At 75.2% G+C, this 19,995-nt stretch carries 11 protein-coding genes and 1 pseudogene; 7 read left to right on the top strand and 5 right to left on the bottom strand.

Annotated features, from left to right (window positions below; genetic code table 11):
- Positions 1-116 precede the first annotated feature (116 nt).
- Positions 117-1,520 carry a M1 family metallopeptidase gene (locus tag B1H29_RS20505; protein WP_055417543.1) on the top strand — a complete coding sequence of 468 codons (1,404 nt, stop codon included), beginning with the start codon at positions 117-119 and terminating at the stop codon, positions 1,518-1,520.
- A gap of 154 nt (positions 1,521-1,674) precedes the next feature.
- Here B1H29_RS20505 and B1H29_RS39425 read toward each other — a convergent pair.
- Together B1H29_RS39425 and B1H29_RS20495 are read right to left on the bottom strand one after the other, a co-directional pair.
- Positions 1,675-1,944, bottom strand: a pseudogene (locus B1H29_RS39425) (DNA mismatch repair protein MutT); the annotation flags it as partial.
- Positions 1,945-2,001: 57 nt separating this feature from the next.
- Positions 2,002-3,096, bottom strand: a complete 1,095-nt coding sequence (locus B1H29_RS20495) for an NAD(P)-dependent alcohol dehydrogenase (protein ID WP_055417544.1) — start codon at positions 3,094-3,096, stop codon at positions 2,002-2,004.
- A gap of 96 nt (positions 3,097-3,192) precedes the next feature.
- Between B1H29_RS20495 and B1H29_RS20490 the strand changes: the two genes are divergently transcribed.
- Positions 3,193-3,780, top strand: coding sequence for a TetR family transcriptional regulator (locus B1H29_RS20490; RefSeq protein ID WP_055417545.1), 588 nt, complete (start codon positions 3,193-3,195; stop codon positions 3,778-3,780).
- Positions 3,781-4,006: 226 nt separating this feature from the next.
- A complete protein-coding gene (locus tag B1H29_RS20485; RefSeq protein ID WP_055417546.1) occupies positions 4,007-4,507 on the top strand; it encodes a hypothetical protein in 501 nt (166 codons plus the stop codon).
- A gap of 43 nt (positions 4,508-4,550) precedes the next feature.
- Here B1H29_RS20485 and B1H29_RS20480 read toward each other — a convergent pair whose 3' ends face one another.
- Complete coding sequence (locus tag B1H29_RS20480) at positions 4,551-5,279, bottom strand: pentapeptide repeat-containing protein (protein ID WP_079160341.1); 729 nt, start codon at positions 5,277-5,279, stop codon at positions 4,551-4,553.
- Between the two features lie 151 nt (positions 5,280-5,430).
- Here B1H29_RS20480 and B1H29_RS20475 point away from each other — a divergent pair, with 151 nt between their 5' ends.
- A complete protein-coding gene (locus B1H29_RS20475) occupies positions 5,431-6,591 on the top strand; it encodes an NAD(P)-binding protein (protein ID WP_055417548.1) in 1,161 nt (386 codons plus the stop codon).
- A 105-nt stretch (positions 6,592-6,696) separates the two neighbouring features.
- The gene (locus B1H29_RS20470) at positions 6,697-8,199 is read left to right on the top strand and encodes an MFS transporter (protein WP_055417549.1); all 1,503 of its coding nucleotides are present in this window, start codon (positions 6,697-6,699) and stop codon (positions 8,197-8,199) included.
- A 354-nt stretch (positions 8,200-8,553) separates the two neighbouring features.
- On the opposite strand, the gene B1H29_RS20465 is transcribed toward B1H29_RS20470, so the two are convergent.
- The gene (locus tag B1H29_RS20465) at positions 8,554-9,963 is read right to left on the bottom strand and encodes an NAD(P)/FAD-dependent oxidoreductase (RefSeq protein ID WP_055417550.1); all 1,410 of its coding nucleotides are present in this window, start codon (positions 9,961-9,963) and stop codon (positions 8,554-8,556) included.
- Positions 9,964-10,093: 130 nt separating this feature from the next.
- On the opposite strand from B1H29_RS20465, the gene B1H29_RS20460 reads away from it, so the two are divergent.
- Entirely contained in the window at positions 10,094-10,975 is an 882-nt protein-coding gene (locus tag B1H29_RS20460; protein ID WP_055417551.1) for an aminoglycoside phosphotransferase family protein, read from the top strand.
- 118 nt (positions 10,976-11,093) lie between these two features.
- The gene (locus B1H29_RS20455) at positions 11,094-16,235 is read left to right on the top strand and encodes a hypothetical protein (RefSeq protein ID WP_159027841.1); all 5,142 of its coding nucleotides are present in this window, start codon (positions 11,094-11,096) and stop codon (positions 16,233-16,235) included.
- On the opposite strand, the gene B1H29_RS20450 is transcribed toward B1H29_RS20455, so the two are convergent.
- Positions 16,226-19,990 (bottom strand): AAA family ATPase, encoded by a 3,765-nt coding sequence (locus B1H29_RS20450; protein ID WP_055417553.1) that lies wholly within the window; start codon positions 19,988-19,990, stop codon positions 16,226-16,228. The two genes, B1H29_RS20455 and B1H29_RS20450, sit on opposite strands and share 10 nt — an antisense overlap.
- Positions 19,991-19,995 lie beyond the last annotated feature (5 nt).

The following is a 19,995-nucleotide window of genomic DNA, read 5'->3' as shown; positions in this document are numbered from 1 at the left end:
GAGCCTCTCCTCGGGGTCCCTGGAGCCCTTCGGAAAGACCCACCGGAGTCCCCCGACAGGCCTCAACAACCGGTCCCAACGGGCGTTTCACGTGAAACGCCTCATAGGATCATGACGTGCGCATCACCCGCCCGCTCGTAGCCGCCGCCATCGTCACCGCCCTCGCGGCGTGCAGCGGTGCCGGCGGGGTCGACGGCACCCCCGGCGGCTCGGGCGTGCGCGACCCGTACTTCCCCAAGGCGGGCAACGGCGGCTACGACGTCGGCCACTACGACCTGACCCTGACCTACGACCCCGACGCCGAGCACCTCACGGGCAGCGCGACGATCACCGCCCGCGCCACCCGGGAACTGTCCGCCTTCAACCTCGACCTCAAGGGGCTGGACGTCGAGAAGGTCGCCGTGGAGGGCCGGGACGCCCGCTTCAACCGGGCCGGACAGGAGCTGACCGTCCGCCCGGCCGACGAGCTGGACGAAGGGGAGACGTTCCGCGTGACGGTCCGCTACACCGGCGACCCGGTGACGGTGACCGACCCCGACGGCTCCGAGGAGGGCTGGCTGCCCACCGAGGACGGCGCGGTCGGACTCGGCCAGCCGACGGGCTCGATGGCCTGGTTCCCCGGCAGCCACCACCCCTCCGACAAGGCCACGTACGACCTCGCGGTGACCGTGCCGGAGGGGCTCGGGGCCGTCTCGAACGGCGAGCTGACGGACGAGGACACCCGCGACGGCCGTACGACGTTCACCTGGCACACCGCCGAGCCGATGTCGAGCCACGTGGTCACGGTCGCCGTCGGCGAGTGGAAGACCGACCGCTACACCACCGGCGACGGCCTGCCGGTGTACACGGCCGTCGACCCGGAGCAGGCAGGTGCGAGCCGGCAGGTCCTGGGGCGGATCCCCGAGGTCGTGGAGTGGGCCGAGGAGAACTTCGGCCCGTATCCCTTCTCCTCCACCGGCGCGATCGTCGACCGGGTGGAGGACGCCGGTTACGCCCTGGAGACCCAGAACCGGCCCTACTTCCCCGGCGCCCCCGACACCGTCCTGCTCGTCCACGAACTCGCCCACCAGTGGTACGGCAACTCCGTCAGCCCCGTGACCTGGCGGGACATGTGGCTCAACGAGGGTTTCGCCACCTACGCCGAGTGGCTGTGGGAGGAGGACGAGGGCGGCGACACCGCGCAGGAGACCTTCGACGCGCTCTACGACGGGACCTACTACCCCGACGAGGACGCGAACGCCTCGATCTGGGCCTTCCCGCCCGCGGACCCGCCGGACGCGGCACGCATCTCCGCGAGCCCGGTCTACCAGCGCGGCGCGATGGTCCTGCACAAGATCCGCCAGACGGTCGGCGACGAGGCCTTCCTCGACCTCCTGCGGGGCTGGGCCGCCGCTCACCGCCACGGCAACGCGGACACCGAGGACTTCACGGCGTACGTGGAGAAGTCGGAGCCGGACGAGGACTTCACGGAGATCTGGGAGGACTGGCTGTACGGGGAGGGCCGGCCGGAGAGCCCGTGAGACACCGCCCCGTCTCAGGCGCGCCCCTCGGGTGCCCACGGGGCCTCGAACGCGTCGAGCAGCCGGGCCAGGTCCGGCGGCCAGAGCGCCTCGGAGGCCTCGTCGAGTTCCTTCCGGGTCCACCAGCGCCAGGTGAGGAAGCCGTCCGCGGCGTGGGCCGCGGCGAGATGGGGGCCGGGTGCCGGGCGAGCGCGACCCCGACCAGCCGGCCCGCGTCCCTGGCGAGCAGTACCTCGGCCCCCGGCCGCGCCAACTCGTCGGCCAGCGCCGCCGCCACCTGCTCCGGACGGACGTCGTCCGGGTCGGGGAACTCGCCGCCGAGCGCGTGGAAGGCGCGGTTCGAGGCGTAGAGGACGGTGAGCTCGGTGAGGAGGGGGCCCGGGATGTCGTGGTCCGGGGCGAGCGGGAGGGGAGCGAGGATCACCGGGGCGACCTACCCGCTCACGAGCGCTGTTGGGCCGCCGCCCAGGGCCGGGCCGGGTCAGTCCAGGTCGGACATGTCGAGCACGAAGCGGTAGCGGACGTCGTTGCGCCCGAGGCGCTCGAGGGCCTCGTTCACGCGGGCCGAGGGGAGGAGTTCGATGTCGGCCGTGACACGGTGTTCGGCGCAGAAGGCCAGCATGTCGGCGGTGGACCCGCAACCGCCGCTGCCCGCGGAGCTGAGTTTCTTGCGGCCGATGAGCAGGTCGAGGGTCTCCACGGTGACCGGTCCCAGGTGCCCGACGTGGCTGAGCGTGCCGTCCAGGGCGACCAGGCGGAGGTAGGGGCCGAGGTCGTGCGGGGCGGAGATCGTGTCGACGACGATGTCGAAGCGATCGCGGGCGGCGGCCATCTGTTCCGGGTCCGTGGAGACCACGACGCCGTGGGCGCCGAGACGACGGGCGTCCCCGGCCTTGTCCGGTGACCGGGTGATCACCGTCGTGTCGGCGCCGAGGGCGACGGCCAGCTTCACCGCGAGGTGGCCCAGTCCGCCCAGTCCCGCCACGGCGACGCGGGTGCCCGGTCCGGCTCCGAGGGCGCGCAGGGGCTCCCAGACGGTGACTCCGGCACAGAGCAGCGGTGCGGCGGCGGCCGGGTCCAGGCCGGCGGGCAGGGCGTGGGCGAACCGCTCGCGGACCACGTACTCGCGGGAGTAGCCCCCGAGGGTGGCCGTACCGTCGACGCGGTCGGTGCCGCCGTAGGTCAGGGTGGGGAACGCGTGGCAGAAGTTCTCCTGTCCGGCCCGGCACATGGCGCACGCGCCGCAGGAGTCGACGATGTTGCCGACCGCGACCGGGTCACCGACGCGCAAGCCGGTGACCTCGGGCCCGGTCTCGGTGACCACGCCCGTGAACTCGTGTCCCGGCACCAAGGGGTGCGGGCCTCCGGGGTACGGGTCTCCCCCGGCGGCACGGGACCGGACGGAGTGCAGGTCGGTGTGGCAGACGCCGCAGTAGTCCACCCGGACGGCGAGGTCGTCGGGGCGCAGGTCGCGCCGGTGCAGCGGCACCCGCCGCAGCGGCGCCACCGCCGTGCCCGCCGTGCCCGCCATGCCCGCCGTGCCGTCCTCCGCCTGCCAGCCAGTCGTGGTCCTCATGACGACGCTCCTTCCAAACAGACTGTTCTGTCTGTTTGACCGTAACGCGGATCGGCGGCTGAGTAAACCAACTGTTCTGTTTGGTAGCCTGCGGGTATGCCCGACCAGCCCCTGACCCCGCGCGGAGCCGCGACCTACCGGCGCATCCTCGAGGAGGCGACGCGGGAGTTCGCCGAGCACGGGATCGCCGGAGCGCGGATCGAACGGATCGTGGCCGCCGCGCGCACCAACAAGGCGCAGCTCTACGCCTACTTCGGCAACAAGGAAGGGCTGTTCGACGCGATCTTCTTCGGCTCGCTGGAACGGATCGTGAACGTCGTCCCGATCGACGCCGCCGACCTCGCCGACTGGGCCGTGCGCCTCTACGACGAGTACCTCCGCCGGCCCGACCTGATCCGCCTGGCCACCTGGGCACGCCTGGAACGGCGCCCCTCGGGTCACCTCGTCGACGACCCCGACCGCCTCGACGACGCCAAGCTGCGCGCCATCGCCGCGGCCCAGGCGGCGGGGCGGGTGCGGCAGGGGGACCCGTTCGATGTGATGGCACTGGTCATCGCGATGTCCATGGCCTGGTCACCGGTCAGCAACGTCTACGCGGCGACCGCCGACGAGCCCCCTCAGTCGCACGAGCGGCGCCGCGACCTGCTGCGGGAGAGCGTCCGCCGGGCCGTGGCCCCGGACTGACCCGCCACGAAGCGGCGACGACCTCCCGACCGGCCCCCTCCCCGACGACACGGCGACGACCTCCCGACCGGCCCCCCGACGACACGGCGACGATTTCCTGGCCGGCCCCCGACGACACGGCGGCGACTCCCGGTCGGCCCCCGGCGGCCCGGCGGCGACTGCCGGCCGGCCCCCGGCCTACCCGCGGCGACGCGGCCGGGCCCGGTGCCGTGACACCATCACCTGCGTGCTCGACATCGGCTACGCCCTCTCCAACCGCTTCCCCGACCCGCCGCAAACGGACTACCGCCGCGCGGACGTCCGCGCGCTGCGGCACGACCTGTTCTGCGGAGACGTGTATCTCGCCGACACCAAGGCGGACCGGGAGTTCTCCACAGCCTGGGGATGGGTGCCGGTGCTGGACTTCGCCTGGGCGCTGTGCGACATCGTGGAGCGTGTCGACCGGGATCCGGCGGGCTCCCGGGCGGCCCGGCCGCAGCGGGCGGAGCTGGACTTCACCGAGTCCACCGACCGCCTGCTCTTCGAGCGCCGCTTCGGCTGGGTCGACATCGAGGCGGAGTGGCTGCCGGAGACCGAGCCCCCGCTCTCCTTCTCCCACGCCGAACTGCGCCGGGAGGCCCGCGACTTCCTGCACGACGTGATCGCCGACCTCACCGACATGCACGACGACCTGGCGGACAACCCGGCGATCTGGACCCTCCAGGCCCGCTTCCCGCGGGTCTCCTGAGCGCCGCGGACCGCCGCCCGCTCCCCTGCCGGCTCCCGCACGCCTACTCTCCCGCCAGCACCCGCAGCCCCAGCTCCGCCGCCAGCACCGGCGCCAGGTCCAGTAGCTGGTCCGGGCTGATCACCGCGCCCGACAGCCGGTCCACGCCCCGGGCCAGCTCCAGCGGGGCGGCGCCGCGCAGGTCCACGTCGGTGAGGGTCGCCGCGCTGAGGTCCGCCGCCTTCAGGGCGCAGTCCACGAACTCGACGCGCTCCAGGCGGGCGCCCCCGAAGTCCGGCTCGACCAGGACACAGCTCTCGAAGACGACGTCCTTGAGCCGGGCCCGCCGCAGGTTCAGATAGTCGATCTTGCCGCCGCGGATCAGTACCCGTTCCAGGACGGCGCCGTGCAACTGGGTGCCGCCCAGGCGGGCGTCGACCAGCTCGACGTCGCGCAGGGTCGCCTCGGCGAGGTCCACACCGACGCCCCGGACGCCGGTGAGGACCGAGTCGAGCAGCCGGGCCCGGCGCAGGGACGCCTCGTCCAGCGCGCACCCCGTCAGCGCGCAGTCCATGAAACGGGCGCCCACGCCGTCCTGGCCGGCGAGGTCCGTGTCCCGGAACTCCAGCCCGTCGTAGTCCCCGTCCGGTTCCAGCCCGCTTCCCTCGTACGGCTCCAGCGGCGGCAGCCGCAGCTCCGGGCGCCGCGCCGCCCGCACCTTCGCCGCGGCCCCGCCGCCGCCCGCCGCTCTCCTCGCCGTGCCCCCGCCGCCGCCCGCCGCTCTCCTCGCCATGCCCCCATGCTGCACCCCACCACTGACAACCCGCGGTGAGCTGCGCGGACGCCCGTCCGCCCGGCTCCATGTCACATACGGCGCCCGCCGGTCCGTCGTACCGGCAGACAGGCACCACGCAAGGCGCCCCGACCCGAGGGAGATCCCAGCCATGCAGCGCATCACCGTCATCGGCGGCGGCTTCGCCGGACTCACCGCGGCCATCACCGCCGCCGAGGCGGGGGCCGAGGTCACCGTCCACGAGGCACACCACACGCTCGGCGGACGGGCCCGGACGGCCGACGGCCCCTACCGGACCAACGACGGCCCGCACGCCCTCTACAACGGCGGCCCGCACTGGGCGTGGCTCAAGCAGCGCGACCTGATCGGTCCGCTCGCGCCCATCCCCCCGCTGGAGGCGGCCCGGCTGCGACTGCGGCACAAGGGAGCGCTGCGCCGCACCCCGCCCTTCGCCATGCTCAAGCTGCTGCGCCGGGGCGTGGGACCGGCCCCCGTCGACGCCGACTTCCTGACCTGGGCGACCGGCATCGCGGGTGAGGAGGGTGCCCGGGCCGCCGCGCACTACTGCGCCGTCGCCCTCTTCCACCACGACCCCGGCTCGCTGTCCGCCGCCTTCGTGCAGGAGCGGCTGCGCCGGGCCGCCAAGCTGCCACCCGAGGCGCACTACCCGCGCGGCGGCTGGTCCGGGGTGATCGACCGGATGGCCGCCCTCGCGTGGAACCTCGGGGTCCGGGTGGAGACGCTCTCCCGCGTCGACGCGCTCCCGGCCGGCGCCCCGGTCGTCGTCGCCACCTCCCTCGACGCCGCCCGGCGCCTGCTGGGCGAGTCCACACCGACCTGGCCGAGCGGGCGCACCACCCTGATCGACCTGGCGCTGCGAACCCGGCGCGGTGACGCCTTCGCGGTCTCCGACCTGGACGCGCCGGGCTGGATCGAGCGGTTCACCGCACAGGACCGCACCCTGGCGCCGGCGGGCGAGGAGCTGATCCAGGGGCAGATCCCCATCGCGCCCCACGAGTCCAGGGCCGACGGCACCGCCCGCGCCGAGGAACTGCTCGACCTGGGCTTCCCCGGCTGGCGCGAGCGCGTCGCCTGGCGGCGCGAGGCGGTCGCGAACGGCCGTACCGGCGCCGTCGACCTGCCCGGCACCACCTGGCGCGACCGGCCCGCCGTCGACCGCGGCGACGGTGTCTACCTCGCCGGTGACCAGGTCGCCGCGCCGGGGCTGCTGTCGGAGGTGTCCTTCAACAGCGCCCTGACGGCGGTGTCCCTGGCCCTCGGCCGGCGGGAGCTTGACCTCAAGCATGCTTGAGGCCGTCGGGCGGGGCGGGCGCGGCCCACCACAGCCTGGCGACGACGGGCGGAAGCGGCCGCGGAACAGGATGCGATACGTCCGCATTCATGGTCTTCTGGCCAGATGAGTGGCACCCGGACAGGTCAGCCGGCCGCGCCCGCGGAAGCCGATCCCCGCCGCTGGTGGGGGCTGGTGGTGATCGCCCTGGCCCAACTGATGGTCGTCCTCGACGCGACCATCGTGAACATCGCGCTGCCCTCCGCGCAGCGCGACCTGGGCATGTCCGACAGCAACCGCCAGTGGGTGATCACCGCCTACACCCTCGCCTTCGGCGGTCTGCTGCTGCTCGGCGGCCGGGTCGCGGACCTGGTGGGCCGCAAACGCACCTTCGTCATCGGCCTGATCGGCTTCGCCGCCGCCTCCGCGATCGGCGGCGCCGCCACCACCCCGGCGATGCTCTTCGGCGCCCGTGCCCTCCAGGGGGTCTTCGCCGCCGTACTCGCGCCGTCCGCGCTGTCGCTGCTGGCGACCACGTTCACCGAACCGAAGGAACGCGGGAAGGCCTTCGGCATCTACGGCACGCTGGCGGGCAGTGGCGCCGCGGTCGGTTTCGTCGTCGGCGGTGTGCTCACGGAGTACCTGAACTGGCGCTGGTGCCTGTACGTCAACGTTCCCATCGCCGTCGCCGCCGTGATCGGCGCCTTCGTGCTGCTGCACGACCGCCCCGGCCACACCGGCGCCCGCCTCGACGTCCCCGGCGTGTTCCTCGGCTGCGGCGGCCTGGTCTCGCTCGTCTACGGCTTCAGCGAGGCGCAGCCCCGCGGCTGGACCGACCCGCTGGTGCTGGCGCTGTTCGCCGCGGGCGTCGTACTCCTCGCGGTCTTCGTGTGGTGGCAGACCCGTGCCCCGAGCCCCCTGCTGCCGCTGCACGTCATCCGCGACCGCAACCGCGCCGGCTGCTTCCTCACGATGATGCTGGCCGTCATCGGCATGTTCGGGATGTTCCTGTTCATGACCTATTACCTCCAGACCATCCTCGGATACTCCCCCGTGCGGACCGGCCTGGCGTTCCTGCCGATGACCGTCATGATCGTCATCGGCTCCACCCAGATCTCGGCCCGGCTGCTGCGCCGCGTGGGCCCGCGCATGCTGATGGTCCCCGGCATGCTCCTCGCCTCCGGCGGGATGGTGATCCTCACCCAGATGACCGTGGACTCGGCGTACGCCACCGAGATCCTGCCCGCGCTGATCCTGATGGGCCTCGGCATGGGCCTGACCTTCATGCCGGTCTTCTCCACGGCCACCGCCGGGGTGGCCCCGCGGGACTCCGGCGTGACCTCGGCGACGGTCAACACCTCGCAGCAGGTGGGCGGCTCCATCGGCACGGCACTGCTCAACACGATCGCCACCAGCACCAGCGCCTCCTACATCGCCTCCCACCTCACCGACCCGTCGCAGCGGGAGTCGGTCGTCAGGGAGGGCATCGTCCACGGCTACACGGTCGCCATCTGGCTGGCCGCCGGCGTCATGCTGCTGGCGGGCCTGATCGCGGGCCTGATGGTGACGGCGAAGGCCCCCGAACACGGCACCCCGGCCGACCGGCCGGTGCCGGAACCGGTGGCCTAGGGGCGGGGCCCCACCGCACGCGGGACCCCCGACAAGCGCGTCCCGACAAGCGCGTCCCGACAAGCGCGTCCCGACAAGCGCGTCCCGACAAGCGCGTCCCGGCAAGTCGACACCTACGGGCGCCACCCCGGCGGACTTCACCCCGACGGAGCTCACCCCGGCGGAGCTCACCCCAGCGGACTTCACCCCAGCGGACTTCACCCCGACGGAGCTCACCCCAGCGGACTTCACCCCGACGGACTTCACCCCAGCGGACTTCACCCCGGCGGGCTCAGCCCGTCCGGCTCAGCCCGTCCGGCTCAGCCCGTCCGGCTCGATCCCGGCGGGCTCAACCCCGGCTCGACCCCGCCCGGCTCAACTCCGTCCGGCCACCCGGTCGGCGATCCGTGCCAGCCGGGACGACCCGGCGCGGTGGCTCGTGCGTTCGCGCCGGTCGGCCTCGCGGTAGACGGCGTACATGCCCTGGACGCCGAGCCAGCGCAGCGGCTCCGGTTCCCATCGGCGCACCCGGTGGTTCACCCAGGGCAGGCCGGTGAGGTCGGTGCGGCCGCCCTGTCCCGAGTCCTGCTGGACCAGGTCGCACAGGGTGCGCGCGGCGAGGTTGGCGGTGGCGACGCCGGAGCCGACGTAGCCGCCCGCCCAGCCGAGGCCCGTGGAACGGTCCAGGGTGACGGTCGCGCACCAGTCGCGGGGCACGCCCAGGACACCCGACCAGGCGTGCTCGACGCGCAGTCCGGCGAGGGAGGGGAAGAAGCGGACCAGGATCGCGCGCAGGGCCTCGACGGACGCCGCCTGCGTGGTGCCGTCGTTGTCGGTGCGGGAGCCGAAGCGGTACGGCACGCCGCGCCCGCCCAGCGCGATCCGGCCGTCGGCGGTGCGCTGGGCGTACATGTAGGCGTGCGCCATGTCGCCGAGGGTCTGGCGGTCCGCCCAGCCGACCGACTCCCACTGCGCGTCGGTCAGCGGCTCGGTGGCGATCATCGAGGAGTTCATGGGCAGCCAGGTCCGCCGCTGGCCCTTGAGGGAGGCGGTGAAGCCCTCCGTGCAGCGCAGGACGTAGGGCGCGCGGACGGTGCCGTACGGGGTCACCGCGTGCCGGGGCCGGATCTCCGTCACCGGCGTCGACTCGTGGAGGGTCACGCCGAGGCGCTCCACGGCCGCCGCGAGGCCCTTCACCAGTTTCACCGGGTGCAGCCGGGCCCCGTGCGGCGTCCAGGTCGAGCCGACCGCGTCGGCGACCCTGATCCGCTCGGCCGTCTCCCGGGCGCCGTACAGCTCGCGGTCCTTCTCGCCGAAGGCCAGTTCGGCCTCGTGGAAGGCCTTCAGCCGGGCGGCCTGCGCGGGCGTGCGGGCCACTTCGAGGACCCCGCCCTTGTGGACGTCGGCGTCGATGCCCTCGGCCCCGGCGGCGCGGATCACCTCGTCGACGGTGTCGTTCATGGCCCGCTGGAGGCGGACGGCCGCCTCGTGGCCGTGCAGCTTCGCGTACCGGCCGCGGCCCGCGACGCCGTTGTAGAGCCAGCCGCCGTTGCGGCCGGAGGCGCCGTAGCCGCAGAACTTCTGCTCCAGGACGGTGATCCGCAGGAAGGGGGCGGCCTGCTTGAGGTAGAACGCCGTCCACAGTCCCGTGTATCCGCCGCCGACGATCACCACGTCCGCCGACGCGTCACCGGCCAGCGGCTCCCGCACCGCCGCCGGGAGACCGTCGTCCGCGTACCAGAAGGAGATGCCACCGTTGACGACGCCGCTGGTCGAGCTGCTCATGGTCAGGACGTTAGCCCCGGTGGACGGCGCATGTCTCCTTCGGATTCCGTCGAGTTTCCGGGCCCCGGGGCCCGCCGGGAGCCGGATACTCCCGTGACCGCCGGGCCGGCCACCGGTAGCGTCGGCCGACGTGATCGACGTACCGGACGCCCTCGCCGCCTCCCAGGCGAAGTACAACGGCGCGGCGGGCCGCGCCTTCGTCGACGGGCTGCCCGCGCTGGCGGCCGGCTTCCTGGACCGCTGGGAGCTGCGTCTCGACGGGCCCTCGATGCACGGCTGGGCGGCCCTCGTGCTGCCCGTCGTACGCCGTGACGGCACACCGGCCGTGCTGAAGCTCCAGATCCTCGACGAGGAGACCGAGGGCGAACCCGTCGCCCTGCGGCTGTGGGACGGCGACGGGGCGGTGCGGCTGCTCGATCACGACGCGGCCACCGGCACCATGCTCCTGGAGCGCCTCGACGCGGCCCGCATGCTCAGCCGCGTCCAGGACTCCCGCGAGGCCGTCCTCGTCATCGCCCGGCTGCTCGCCCACCTCACCGCCACCCCCGCGCCGCCCGGCGTGCGCCGCCTCGGCGACATCGCGCGGGGCATGCTGGAGCGGACACCGCGGGTCCTGGAGCGCGTCCCGGACCCGGCGGACCGCCGGCTGGTCGCCGACTGCGCCGCCGCCGTGCGCGAGGTCGTCGACGAGCCCGGCGACCGGCTGCTGCACTGGGACCTGCACTACGACAACGTCCTCGCCGCGGACCGCGCCCCCTGGCTCGCCATCGACCCGAAACCGCTGGCCGGCGACCCCGGGTTCGACCTGCTCCCCGCCCTCGACAACCGCTACGACCCGGCCGAGACCCGGTGGCGCTTCGACGCCATGACCGACGTCCTCGGGCTGGACCGGGAGCGGGCCCGCGCCTGGTCCCTCGGCCGCGTCCTGCAGAACTGCCTGTGGAACGTGGCGGACGGCGACCCGCTCGAGCCCGGGCAACTGGAGATCGGGCGGCTGCTGCGGACGGTGTGACCTGTCAAGGCCCCCTGAATGCCGGGTGGTTGAACAACGGAAGAGTTCTCGTCGACGATCTTCCCGAACCCGGTCACGGGCCCCGTGCGGCCGCTTCCGCGTCCATACGCTGACGCGGGTGCGAGGACAGCGGCAGAGGCGGCGGCAGACGGACGAGCGCCAGGACGGCGCCCGTGGGCCGACGCCCTCGGTCCCCCGGGCGGAACGCGCGCCCGGCCGGACTCCGGCCGACGGCCCCGGACCGCGCTCCATGCTCGCGCTCCAGCAGAGCGCCGGCAATCTGCGGGCCACGCGGGCCACGCGGGCGATGCGGCCGGGCGCGGCGGACAGCGCCCCCGCGCCGGGCGGGCCGGGCCTCGGCACGGTGCCGGAGGCCGCCGAGCGCGGCCTGACCCTCCCCACGTACCTGCTGGGCCTCCAGGCCCCGGGACTGTCCTCGACGTACGGGCTGACCGGACACGAGTTCGTCCGCACCGTCGTGGCCGGCGCCGTCGCGCGCGGCGACGGCACGGTCGCCGAGATCGCCGCGGAGCTGGCCGCGAGGCCCGAGTCGTTCTACGGGCGGGGCCGCGCGTTCGCCGTCGAGGGAGGCGAGGGGAGGGGCTGGTTCGACGTGACCGTCACCATCTCCGCCGCCCCCGACGAACGGCCCCCGGAGATCGAGCCGGCCGCCCTCGCGCGGGCCGTGGAGGAGGCCGCCAAGGTCGACGTCCACCACAACTCGGCCGCCACGGTGGGCTCCAGCTCGGGCGGCTCGACCAGCTACGGCGCGGGCGGCACCTTCTTCGGGCTGGCACCCGTCGCACCGGGCCTCTACCTGGGCGGCGTGGGCATGGCCCAGGCCCAGCCCTGGCAGTCCTCCCAGGAGAGCCGCGGCCACAAGGGCGTGGCCGAACCGCGCGTGCTGCGCAGCGAGTCGGGATCGGTCGAGGTGCCGCGCAGGGTGCGGTACGGCGTACGGATCCGGCAGCAGGACGCGGCACCCGCGCCGCCCGTGTACGGCGCCGGCACGCTGACCATGCGGGTGCCGACCGAGAGCCTGGTGCCGTACGACACCGCCGCGCCGCCACCGGCGCGGCGCTTCGACGACCCGGCCCTGGCGAAGCGGCTGCGGCACGCCGGTTCCCTCGCCCCGGTCGCCGTCACCGACGACGCCGGACCGCGCGCCGACGACGCCGGGCCGCACGCGGGCGGCGGTGGGCTGTTCGACGCGGTCGCCTCCGTGCTGCACCCCTCGCTCACCGCGCCCGGCTCCCCCGGGCGGGCCCGCCTGTACGCGGCGACCTCCACCACGACCGTGCTGGAGGACATGCCCCGGCTGCTGGGCAACGGCGTCGTCAGCGACGACCTGACCGGGCCCGACCCCCGTACGGCCGGCGCCTACCGGATGAGCGCCCGCATCGCGGGCCTCACCCCGGGCTGGGCCGCCGGCGAGACCCAGCTCCGCACCCACGCCCACGCCCAGCACACGGCGGCCGACGCCGCGGGCAAGGGACGTTCCGGGGCGGTCGGCGCGGGACCGGCCGTCGGTGCCGGCGTGGCCGTGAACGCCGCCGTCGTGCGGGCCGGGGCGATGCCCACCGCCGCCGCGCGCAAGGCCCGCTTCACCCAGTACGACCAGACGACGGCCCGCCGGGTGGGCGCGGAGGTCAGGGGCGACAAGGTGCTCTACCTGGCCACCGTGGACCTCACGGTGGAGGGCACGGGGACCTCGTCCGCCCAGATGCTGCTGGGCCGGGCCTCCCGGGTGGCCCACCACTCCCTGCGGATGTGGCTGACCCTGCGGGCGGACGAGGCGCGGGACTTGGGCCTGCCGCTGCCGCCCGGGGTGACCGCCGGCCCGCTCGTCACCAAGCCGAAACGGCGGCGGGAGGACGCCGGGGACGGGCCGGGGACGGAGGAGGACGTCGAGCGTCACCTCCCGTTCGGGGCGATGGGGGCGAGCGTGGCGCTCGACCGGCTGGACACCACGGGGATGATCGCGTCCATCGAGAAGATGTTCGCCGCCGACCCCCGGCTCGAGGGCTTCCTGCCACCCTTCGGCGACCAGCGGAAGCCGGGCACTGATCCGGCGGACGCCGAGGCCCAGCGGCACAACTACCAGGAGCTGGTAACCCGGCTCTCGGAGACCAACCTGAAGGCGAACAAGGACCAGTTGCTGTCCACGGGCGTCCCGGTGCGGCTGCGCCGCAAGAGCCGTATGCACGCCCACGACGTGCAGATACGGGTCACCGGCACGCTCGGCGACGCCGAGTACGCCGGTGACATCCGCAAGTGGCTGGTGCGCAGCCACTCCGGCGTCAGCAGCAACCTCCAGAGCGGACGGAGCAGTTCCCGGTCGGCCGGCTGGTCGGCGATCGGCCAGGTGCGGATCGTCCCCGGCGTCCTGACCGGCTCGGCCCGCCGCGACCGCAACCACATCAGCGCCCGCCGCAACCAGGCCGGCCCCACCACCCGCAGCGACGTCCTCACCAACGGTTCCGAGGACGCCAGTGTCTTCTCGGCGCCGCTCAACCTCCAGGTGCAGGTCACCATGGTGCACCGGCAGCGCAAGGCGCGGCGCTCGGTGCTGCCCGGCTCCCCGGGGCGCGACGTGCCCGAACCGGAGCGCATCGCCCGGATGGACGTGGAGCGGCAGGACGTACGGCTGGTCACTCCGACGGAGTTCACCCTGGACGGCGACGAGAAGCAGCGGCTCGACGCGGAGACCGCGGCGCGCGGCGCGCGGGCCCGACGGCCGGAGTGGCGGGTGGACGCCACCGGCATCGGGGACCTGGCCGCGCTGACACCGCGCCCGGCGAGCGGCCGGGCCCTGCGGAACTGGACGCTGGTGGAGACCGTCGGCTCCGGCGCACCGATCCGGGAGCTGGCCTTCGGCCTGCTGGCCGGGGCGGCGGCCAGGGACAAGGGCGTCCGCGAGGACCGGGCGCTGCAGACCGAGGGTCTCGCCCCCCGGCAGGCGATCGAGGAGCGGCTCGGTCCGGGGGCGATCACGGGGGCGCTGCGGCAGGCGGTGTCCTCGGGGTGGGTGGTGAAGAAGCTGAGGTACCCGCGCCGGCTGGCCGCGCTGGACGGGGCGGTGGGCATGCGGCTGACGCTGGCCAATCCCCGGGTGATGCACGAGGGTTCGGGCCCCGGTACGGAGACCTTCCTGCTCGGCGGGCACCAGGCCGGCGGCCAGCAGGGGCACGGCACCACCACCACGTACCAGGGCGGGCTGATGGGCCTGCAGAACGGCGCCGAGTGGCGCACCGGCCAGGGCGCGGCGGTCACCCGGAGCAAGGGCGAGAGCACCGCCGGGGCGGTCACGGTGTCCGGCACGGTGGAGCGCAACGCCCACACCCCGCGCAAGGCCCCGCTCTACCTGGTCCAGTGCGACCTGCTGGTCACCATGGTCGCCGAGGTCAAGGTCACGGGCGGCGGCCCCTACGTGACCGGTCAGGCACGGACGCTGCCGGGCGAGGTGGGGGTGTGGCTGACGGCGGAGCAGCTCTCCGCACAGGGGCTGCGACCGCCGAAGCCGGCGGCCGAGGCGCTGGGGACCGGGGGCGTGCCCGCACCCGGGCAGGGCCGGACGGGAGCGGGCGCGCAGGGGGCCGGGTCCCCCCGGGCTGGCGAGCGGACGGCGGACCGGCGGACCGACGCGCCGATGGTCCCGCCCGCCGACCCCGCCCGCACTCCCGCGGAGCCCGTGCCCGACCTCGACGCCCGTCTGCCGCTCGGTATGGGCATGATCGAGAACCTGCCGGCCTTCGTGCCGCTGCTGACGGAGCTGCGCGCCGCCCTCGCCCGCCGCGACAAGGCCCTGGCGGCGGACCTGCTGCCGCACCGGCAGCTCGACGACCCCCACGACAACGTGCAGCGGCTGCTGCGCGTCCTGGACCGGGACGGCTCCGAGGGGCTGCTGTCGAGCGCCATGGACGGCGGCGTCACCGTGGAGCTGTTCGACGGCCGCAGGACGCCGTACTGGGCGGTGTTCCGGGTCCGCCGGTCGGGTCCCGGCAGGTTCGCCGGGATGGCGACCGACAAGCGGGACATGGAGTACATCACCTCGGCCACCACGCAGCGGACGGACTCCCGGGAGCAGGGCGGCTCGCTCGGCGCGGAAGGCGTCTTCGCGGGCTCCGCCAAACCGGACGGCGGCGCCGGGGTGCTGAAGAGCACGGGCGGTGTCGCGGGCCTGGGCGCCGCCGCGAACGACTCGCGGCGCGAGGGCTCGGCCTCCCGCGCCCAGGTGGGCATGAAGCTGGTCGCCGACTCCTCGACGGGCCCGGCGAGGATGCGCGTGCCGGTCGACGCCTCGCTGGAGCTGCACTCGGCGAAGGGCCGGGTGGCGCTCGCCCGGCTGGGCCGCAAGGAACTGGTACACCGCGTACCGAAGGACGACCTGACGGCCCTGGCCCGGCTCGAGCCCACCACCCCCCGCCCGGACGGCGAAAGGCCGCCCGCCGCCGCGGACGCCGACCCGGCACGGCTCGGCGCCTGGCGCGACGGCGGTGTACGGCTGCCGATGGAGGCCCAGGTCAACGGCTTCCAGGGGGCGGCGCGGGTACGGCAGTTGGTGGACGCGGCGGTGCGGGAGGCCGGGGGCGGGCGCCGTTACCGCGACACGGGGCAGTCCGCCGCGTACACCCTCCAGGAGGCCGTCTCCACCGAGTGGATGATCTCGGCGCTGCCGCTGCTGACCAGCGCGGGGGCGGAGCTGCCGCCGGTGCACGCCAGTGGGCTCCAGGGCCAGGACCTCCGGGCGTCGGTGCACGCGCGGCTGCGCGCCGGGAAGGTGCTCGGCACCGGCGCCAGGATGTCGTTCGAGACGGTCGCGCCCAGCGGCCCGGACGGCCCCAGGCCCACCCAGGAGGACGGCCAGTACGCGGCGGACCACGGGCGGGCGGGGCGCGGACTGTTCGGCGCGGGCCTGCTCAACGCCACCGAGTTCCGGCTCAACCAGGCCCTGGCCAACGCCGACAGTGCGGGCGGCGCGGCGGACATGACGGCGAACGGCTCCGGCTCGATGCCGGTGCACAAGCCCAAGCAGCGGTCGGTGCTCGTCCAGTTCACGGTGGACGTACGGGTGGTGGCGCGGGTCGTGGCCCGCGGCACGCACCGGACCGGGACGGCCGTACGGGAGGTCACCCTGCCCACGCCGGTGGTGGTCCGGATGCCCGAGCCGGTCGTGCGGCGGCTGCTCGCCGAGACGGCGGACGAGACCAGGCTGCGGGCCGCGCGGGGACGTCTGGCGCCCGCCGGCCCTCAGTCCTGAGCGGTGTCCCGCGCGACGGGGTGCGCGTCGCCGGGCCGGACCCGGCCCCGGCCCCGGTCCAGCGCACCGGGCAGCTCGGTCCTGCGGCGTATCCGCAGCTTCCGGTAGGTGCTGGTCAGGTGGGTCTCCACGGTGCGCCGGGCCACGTGCAGCAGGGCGGCGATCTCGGTGTTCGTGCGGCCGTCGGCGGCCAGTTCGGCGATGCGGCGCTCGCTGCCGGTCAGCGCCCCCGACCCGGTCCGGGCCGTCACCGGGCCCCGGGCGCCGCTCCCGCGCAGGGCCTGCCCGACCAGGGTGAGCAGCCGCACGGCGCCCTTGCGTTCGGCCAGCTCCGCCGCCTCGCGCAGGCAGTCGCGGGCGCGGCCGCGTTCGCCGGCGGCGGTGAGCTGACGGCCCTGCGCGAGCAGCGCCGGGACCAGCTCCATCTCGGCGTCGGCGGGCGCGTCCCGCAGGGTGCGTACGGCCTCCTCGGCCAGTTCCAGGCCGCGCCGCCCACCGGTCGCGGTGCCCAGCACGCTCAGGGCGCGGCCCACCGTGCGCGGGGTGTTCCACACCCGGGCCAGCCGCAGTTCCTCCGTCGCCAGGGCCAGTGCCTCCTGGCCGGCGCCCAGTGCCAGCCGGCACTCCGCGATCGCCGTGCGCCACGGGGTGACGACCGGGCTGACGACCTCTCGTGCGGTCTGGCGCCGTCCGCACTCCAGGAAGTCGTGGAGCGCGCCCGCCGGGTCGCCGGTGGCGGCGCGCAGCACGCCCCGGGCGTACAGGAAGCGGTTCAGCTCCCAGTTCTCCGGCACCTCGCGCAGGTCGAACCGGTCGGCGAGGCGCAGCGCCTCGTCGGTGCGGCCGGTGTGGACGAGCGCCATCAGGGCGTGGGCGTCCCGGTTGGAGGGCCCGGTGCGGGACGGTGCCGGGTCCCCCGCCGCGTCGCCGGTGGCGAGCAGACGGGCGTGGTCGCCGCGGGCCGCGGCGATGTCCGCCCGGGTGTTGAGGAGCGCGTGCTGCATCGGGTGCAGCAGGGCGGGGTGCTGCCCGGCCAGGCCGCGTTCCACTAGCCGGTCCGCCTCGTCGAGTTCGTCGGCCCACTGGGCGACCGCGGCGGCCGTGCCCAGCAGGAAGGGTTCGGCGAGCGGGTCGGTGGGCTGCGCCAGCAGGGCCCGTACGCGGGTCATCGCCTCCTCGGCCGAGATCAGCGCGGCCGTCGCCGCGTACCGCACCAGCAGGGCCTGACCGGCGGTGCCCACCAGTTCCGGGGACTGTTCGCCGGTCTCGCACAGCCACCGGTACACCTCCCGCCGGGTCGCCAGGTCCTCGTCGGACAGCAGCGCGCCGGCGGTCTGCACGGTGCGGGTCAGGTCCGGGTGCCCGGACAGCCTGCCCTCCGTACGGCGCAGCACCTCCATGGCCGTACGGATCTCGCCGCGGCCGGCCAGGGCGGTGCCGAGGGCGACGGCCGTACGCACCCGGTCGCGGGGGTCGGCGGGCAGGTGCTGGGCCTCGGCGAGGCGCGCGATGGCCGCCGGGGTGTCGGCCGACGCGTACTCCAGGGAGCCCAGTTCGGTCAGCAGCCGCTGGCGCAGGTCGTCCGGCAGCGGCTCGTCGAGGACCCGGCGCAGATAGCCGACGGCGTCGTCGGGCCGGGCGTCGTGCACGGCGACCGTGACCGCGTCGCGCAGGACGCGCAGCGCCCAGGGCAGGCCTACGGCCGGCGTCCGCAGCAGATGCCGGGCGATCGCCTCGACCCGGTCGCCCCGGCGCAGCATCGCCTCCGCCGCCGCCCGGTGCGCCGCCTCGCGGCGGGACGTCGGCCAGCCGGTGAGCACGGCGTCGCGCAGCAGCGGATGCGCGTAGCGGGGGCGGCCGGCGGCGTCCGGCCGCAGCAGTCCCAGCCGGGTCATGGCGGCGAGCCACCCGGCGACCCGGGCGGGGTCGGCCCCGGCCGCCTCGGCGAGCAGGCCGACCGGGTCCCCGGTCCCCGCCTCGGCCGCACGGCCCCGGGCGGGAACCGGGCTTCGCCCCGGCGCCGCCCGGTGCGGTACGCCGGGTGGCGGACAGCAACGTCCACGCTGAGCGTGCGGCGCGGACCCCGGATCCGGGCCTTGGCCCCGTCCCACGGCCGACGTGGACCGCGCGCCCTGGGCATGCTCGGCGTACTGAGCACGCCGACCGGGCTGCGCCGGCTGCGGGTCCGGGGCGCGAGGGGTGGGCTGCGGGTCCGGGGCGTGACGCGGGGGCTGCCCGTCCGTGGCGTGACGCGGGGGTTGCGCGTCCAGGTCGTGGCGAGTGGGCTGCTCCTCCACGTCATCACGGGCGGGCTGCGCGTCCGGATCGTGGCGAACGGACTGCGCCTCCGAGACGTGAAAGGTGGGCTGCCCGCCCGGATCGCGCCGCGCGGACCGCCCGCCCGCATCGCGCCGCGCGGACTGCACGCCCAGGTCGTGGCGAACGGGCTGCCCCTCCACGTCAGCACGGGCGGGCTGCGCGTCCGGATCGTGGCGAACGGACTGCGCCTCCGAGACGTGAAAGGTGGGCTGCCCGCCCGGATCGCGCCGCGCGGACCGCCCGCCCGCATCGTGACGCGCAGGTTGCGCGTACTCGTCGGGCTCCACGCCCCGCCCGTACTCGTCACGCGCCACGCCCCACTCGTCCCGGGCGGGCCCCGCACCCCCCGCGGACCGGGCCCACCGGTCGTATCGGGTGTCGTTCTGGGCGTGCGGCGCGGACCGCGTGTCCTGTGCGGCCTCCTCGTGCTCCGCGTACCGCTCGCGCCCCGCACACGGCGCGTCCTGGCCGGGTCGGGCCGGCTGTGCGTACCCGGCTGCGGCGGTGCGGCCCGCCTCCGTGCCGGGCGGTACCGGGGCGTGCCCGGCCTCCCCGCGTCCGACCGGCGGGTTTGCCGGACCGGCGACCGTGCCCGGCCAGGCCTGTTCCAGTGCCGCGAGGCAGCGGGCCACGTCGGCCGTGGCGGGGCCGGCGCTGTTCAGCCACCAGGAGACGGCCGCCGGGTACGTCCCGGGATACAGCGCGGCGCAGGTGTCGGGCAGGTGCGGGGCGCAGTCGGGTGCGGCGCCGGCCTGCGGCGGGACGCCCCCGAGGTCGTCGAGCAGGGCATGCAGCAGCAGCGGACTGCCGGCGCCGGCCCGTACGCACTCCTGCGTCCAGCGCGGTCCGGCCGCGGGAAAGGCGGCGTGGACCAGCCCGGCCGCCGCCGCGTCGCTGAGCGGGGCGAGGGTGTGGGTGCGCACGAGGGAGGGGGACAGGGCCTGGGTGAGTCCGTCGGGCCGCGGTTCGATGTCGTACTGGCTGCGCTCGGTGGCCGCCAGCAGCACCGGTAATCGGTCGACGCGCCGCGCCGCCTCCACCAGCCAGCGCCGCGAGGCGTCGTCGGCCAGGTGGACGTCGTCCACGGCCACCATCAGCGGACCCTCGTCCGCGTACGAGCGCAGCAGCCGCCACAGCCGGGCCGCACTGCCGCGGTCGTCGCCGCCCGGCGCCCGGTCCGTGAACTCCGGTACCGGGCCGAGGAGCTGGAGGACGGCGGCGAAGGACACACCGGTGTCCTCGGGTGAGCAGCGCGCACGCAGCACCCGCAGGCCGCGGTCCGCGGCGTGCCGGGCGGCGGCCTCCAGTACGGCCGTGCGACCGGTGCCGGTGGCCCCGCGCAGCAGGACGAGGCCCCCGGTGCCGGCCCGGGCGCGCTCGGTCTCGGCCGCGAACAGCGCCAGGGCGTCGTCGCGTTCGCGGAGCGGTCCGGTCATCGGTG

The sequence above is a fragment of the Streptomyces pactum genome (assembly GCF_002005225.1).
Lineage (GTDB): Bacteria > Actinomycetota > Actinomycetes > Streptomycetales > Streptomycetaceae > Streptomyces > Streptomyces pactum_A.
This window is presented reverse-complemented; position numbering and strand designations above follow the sequence as displayed.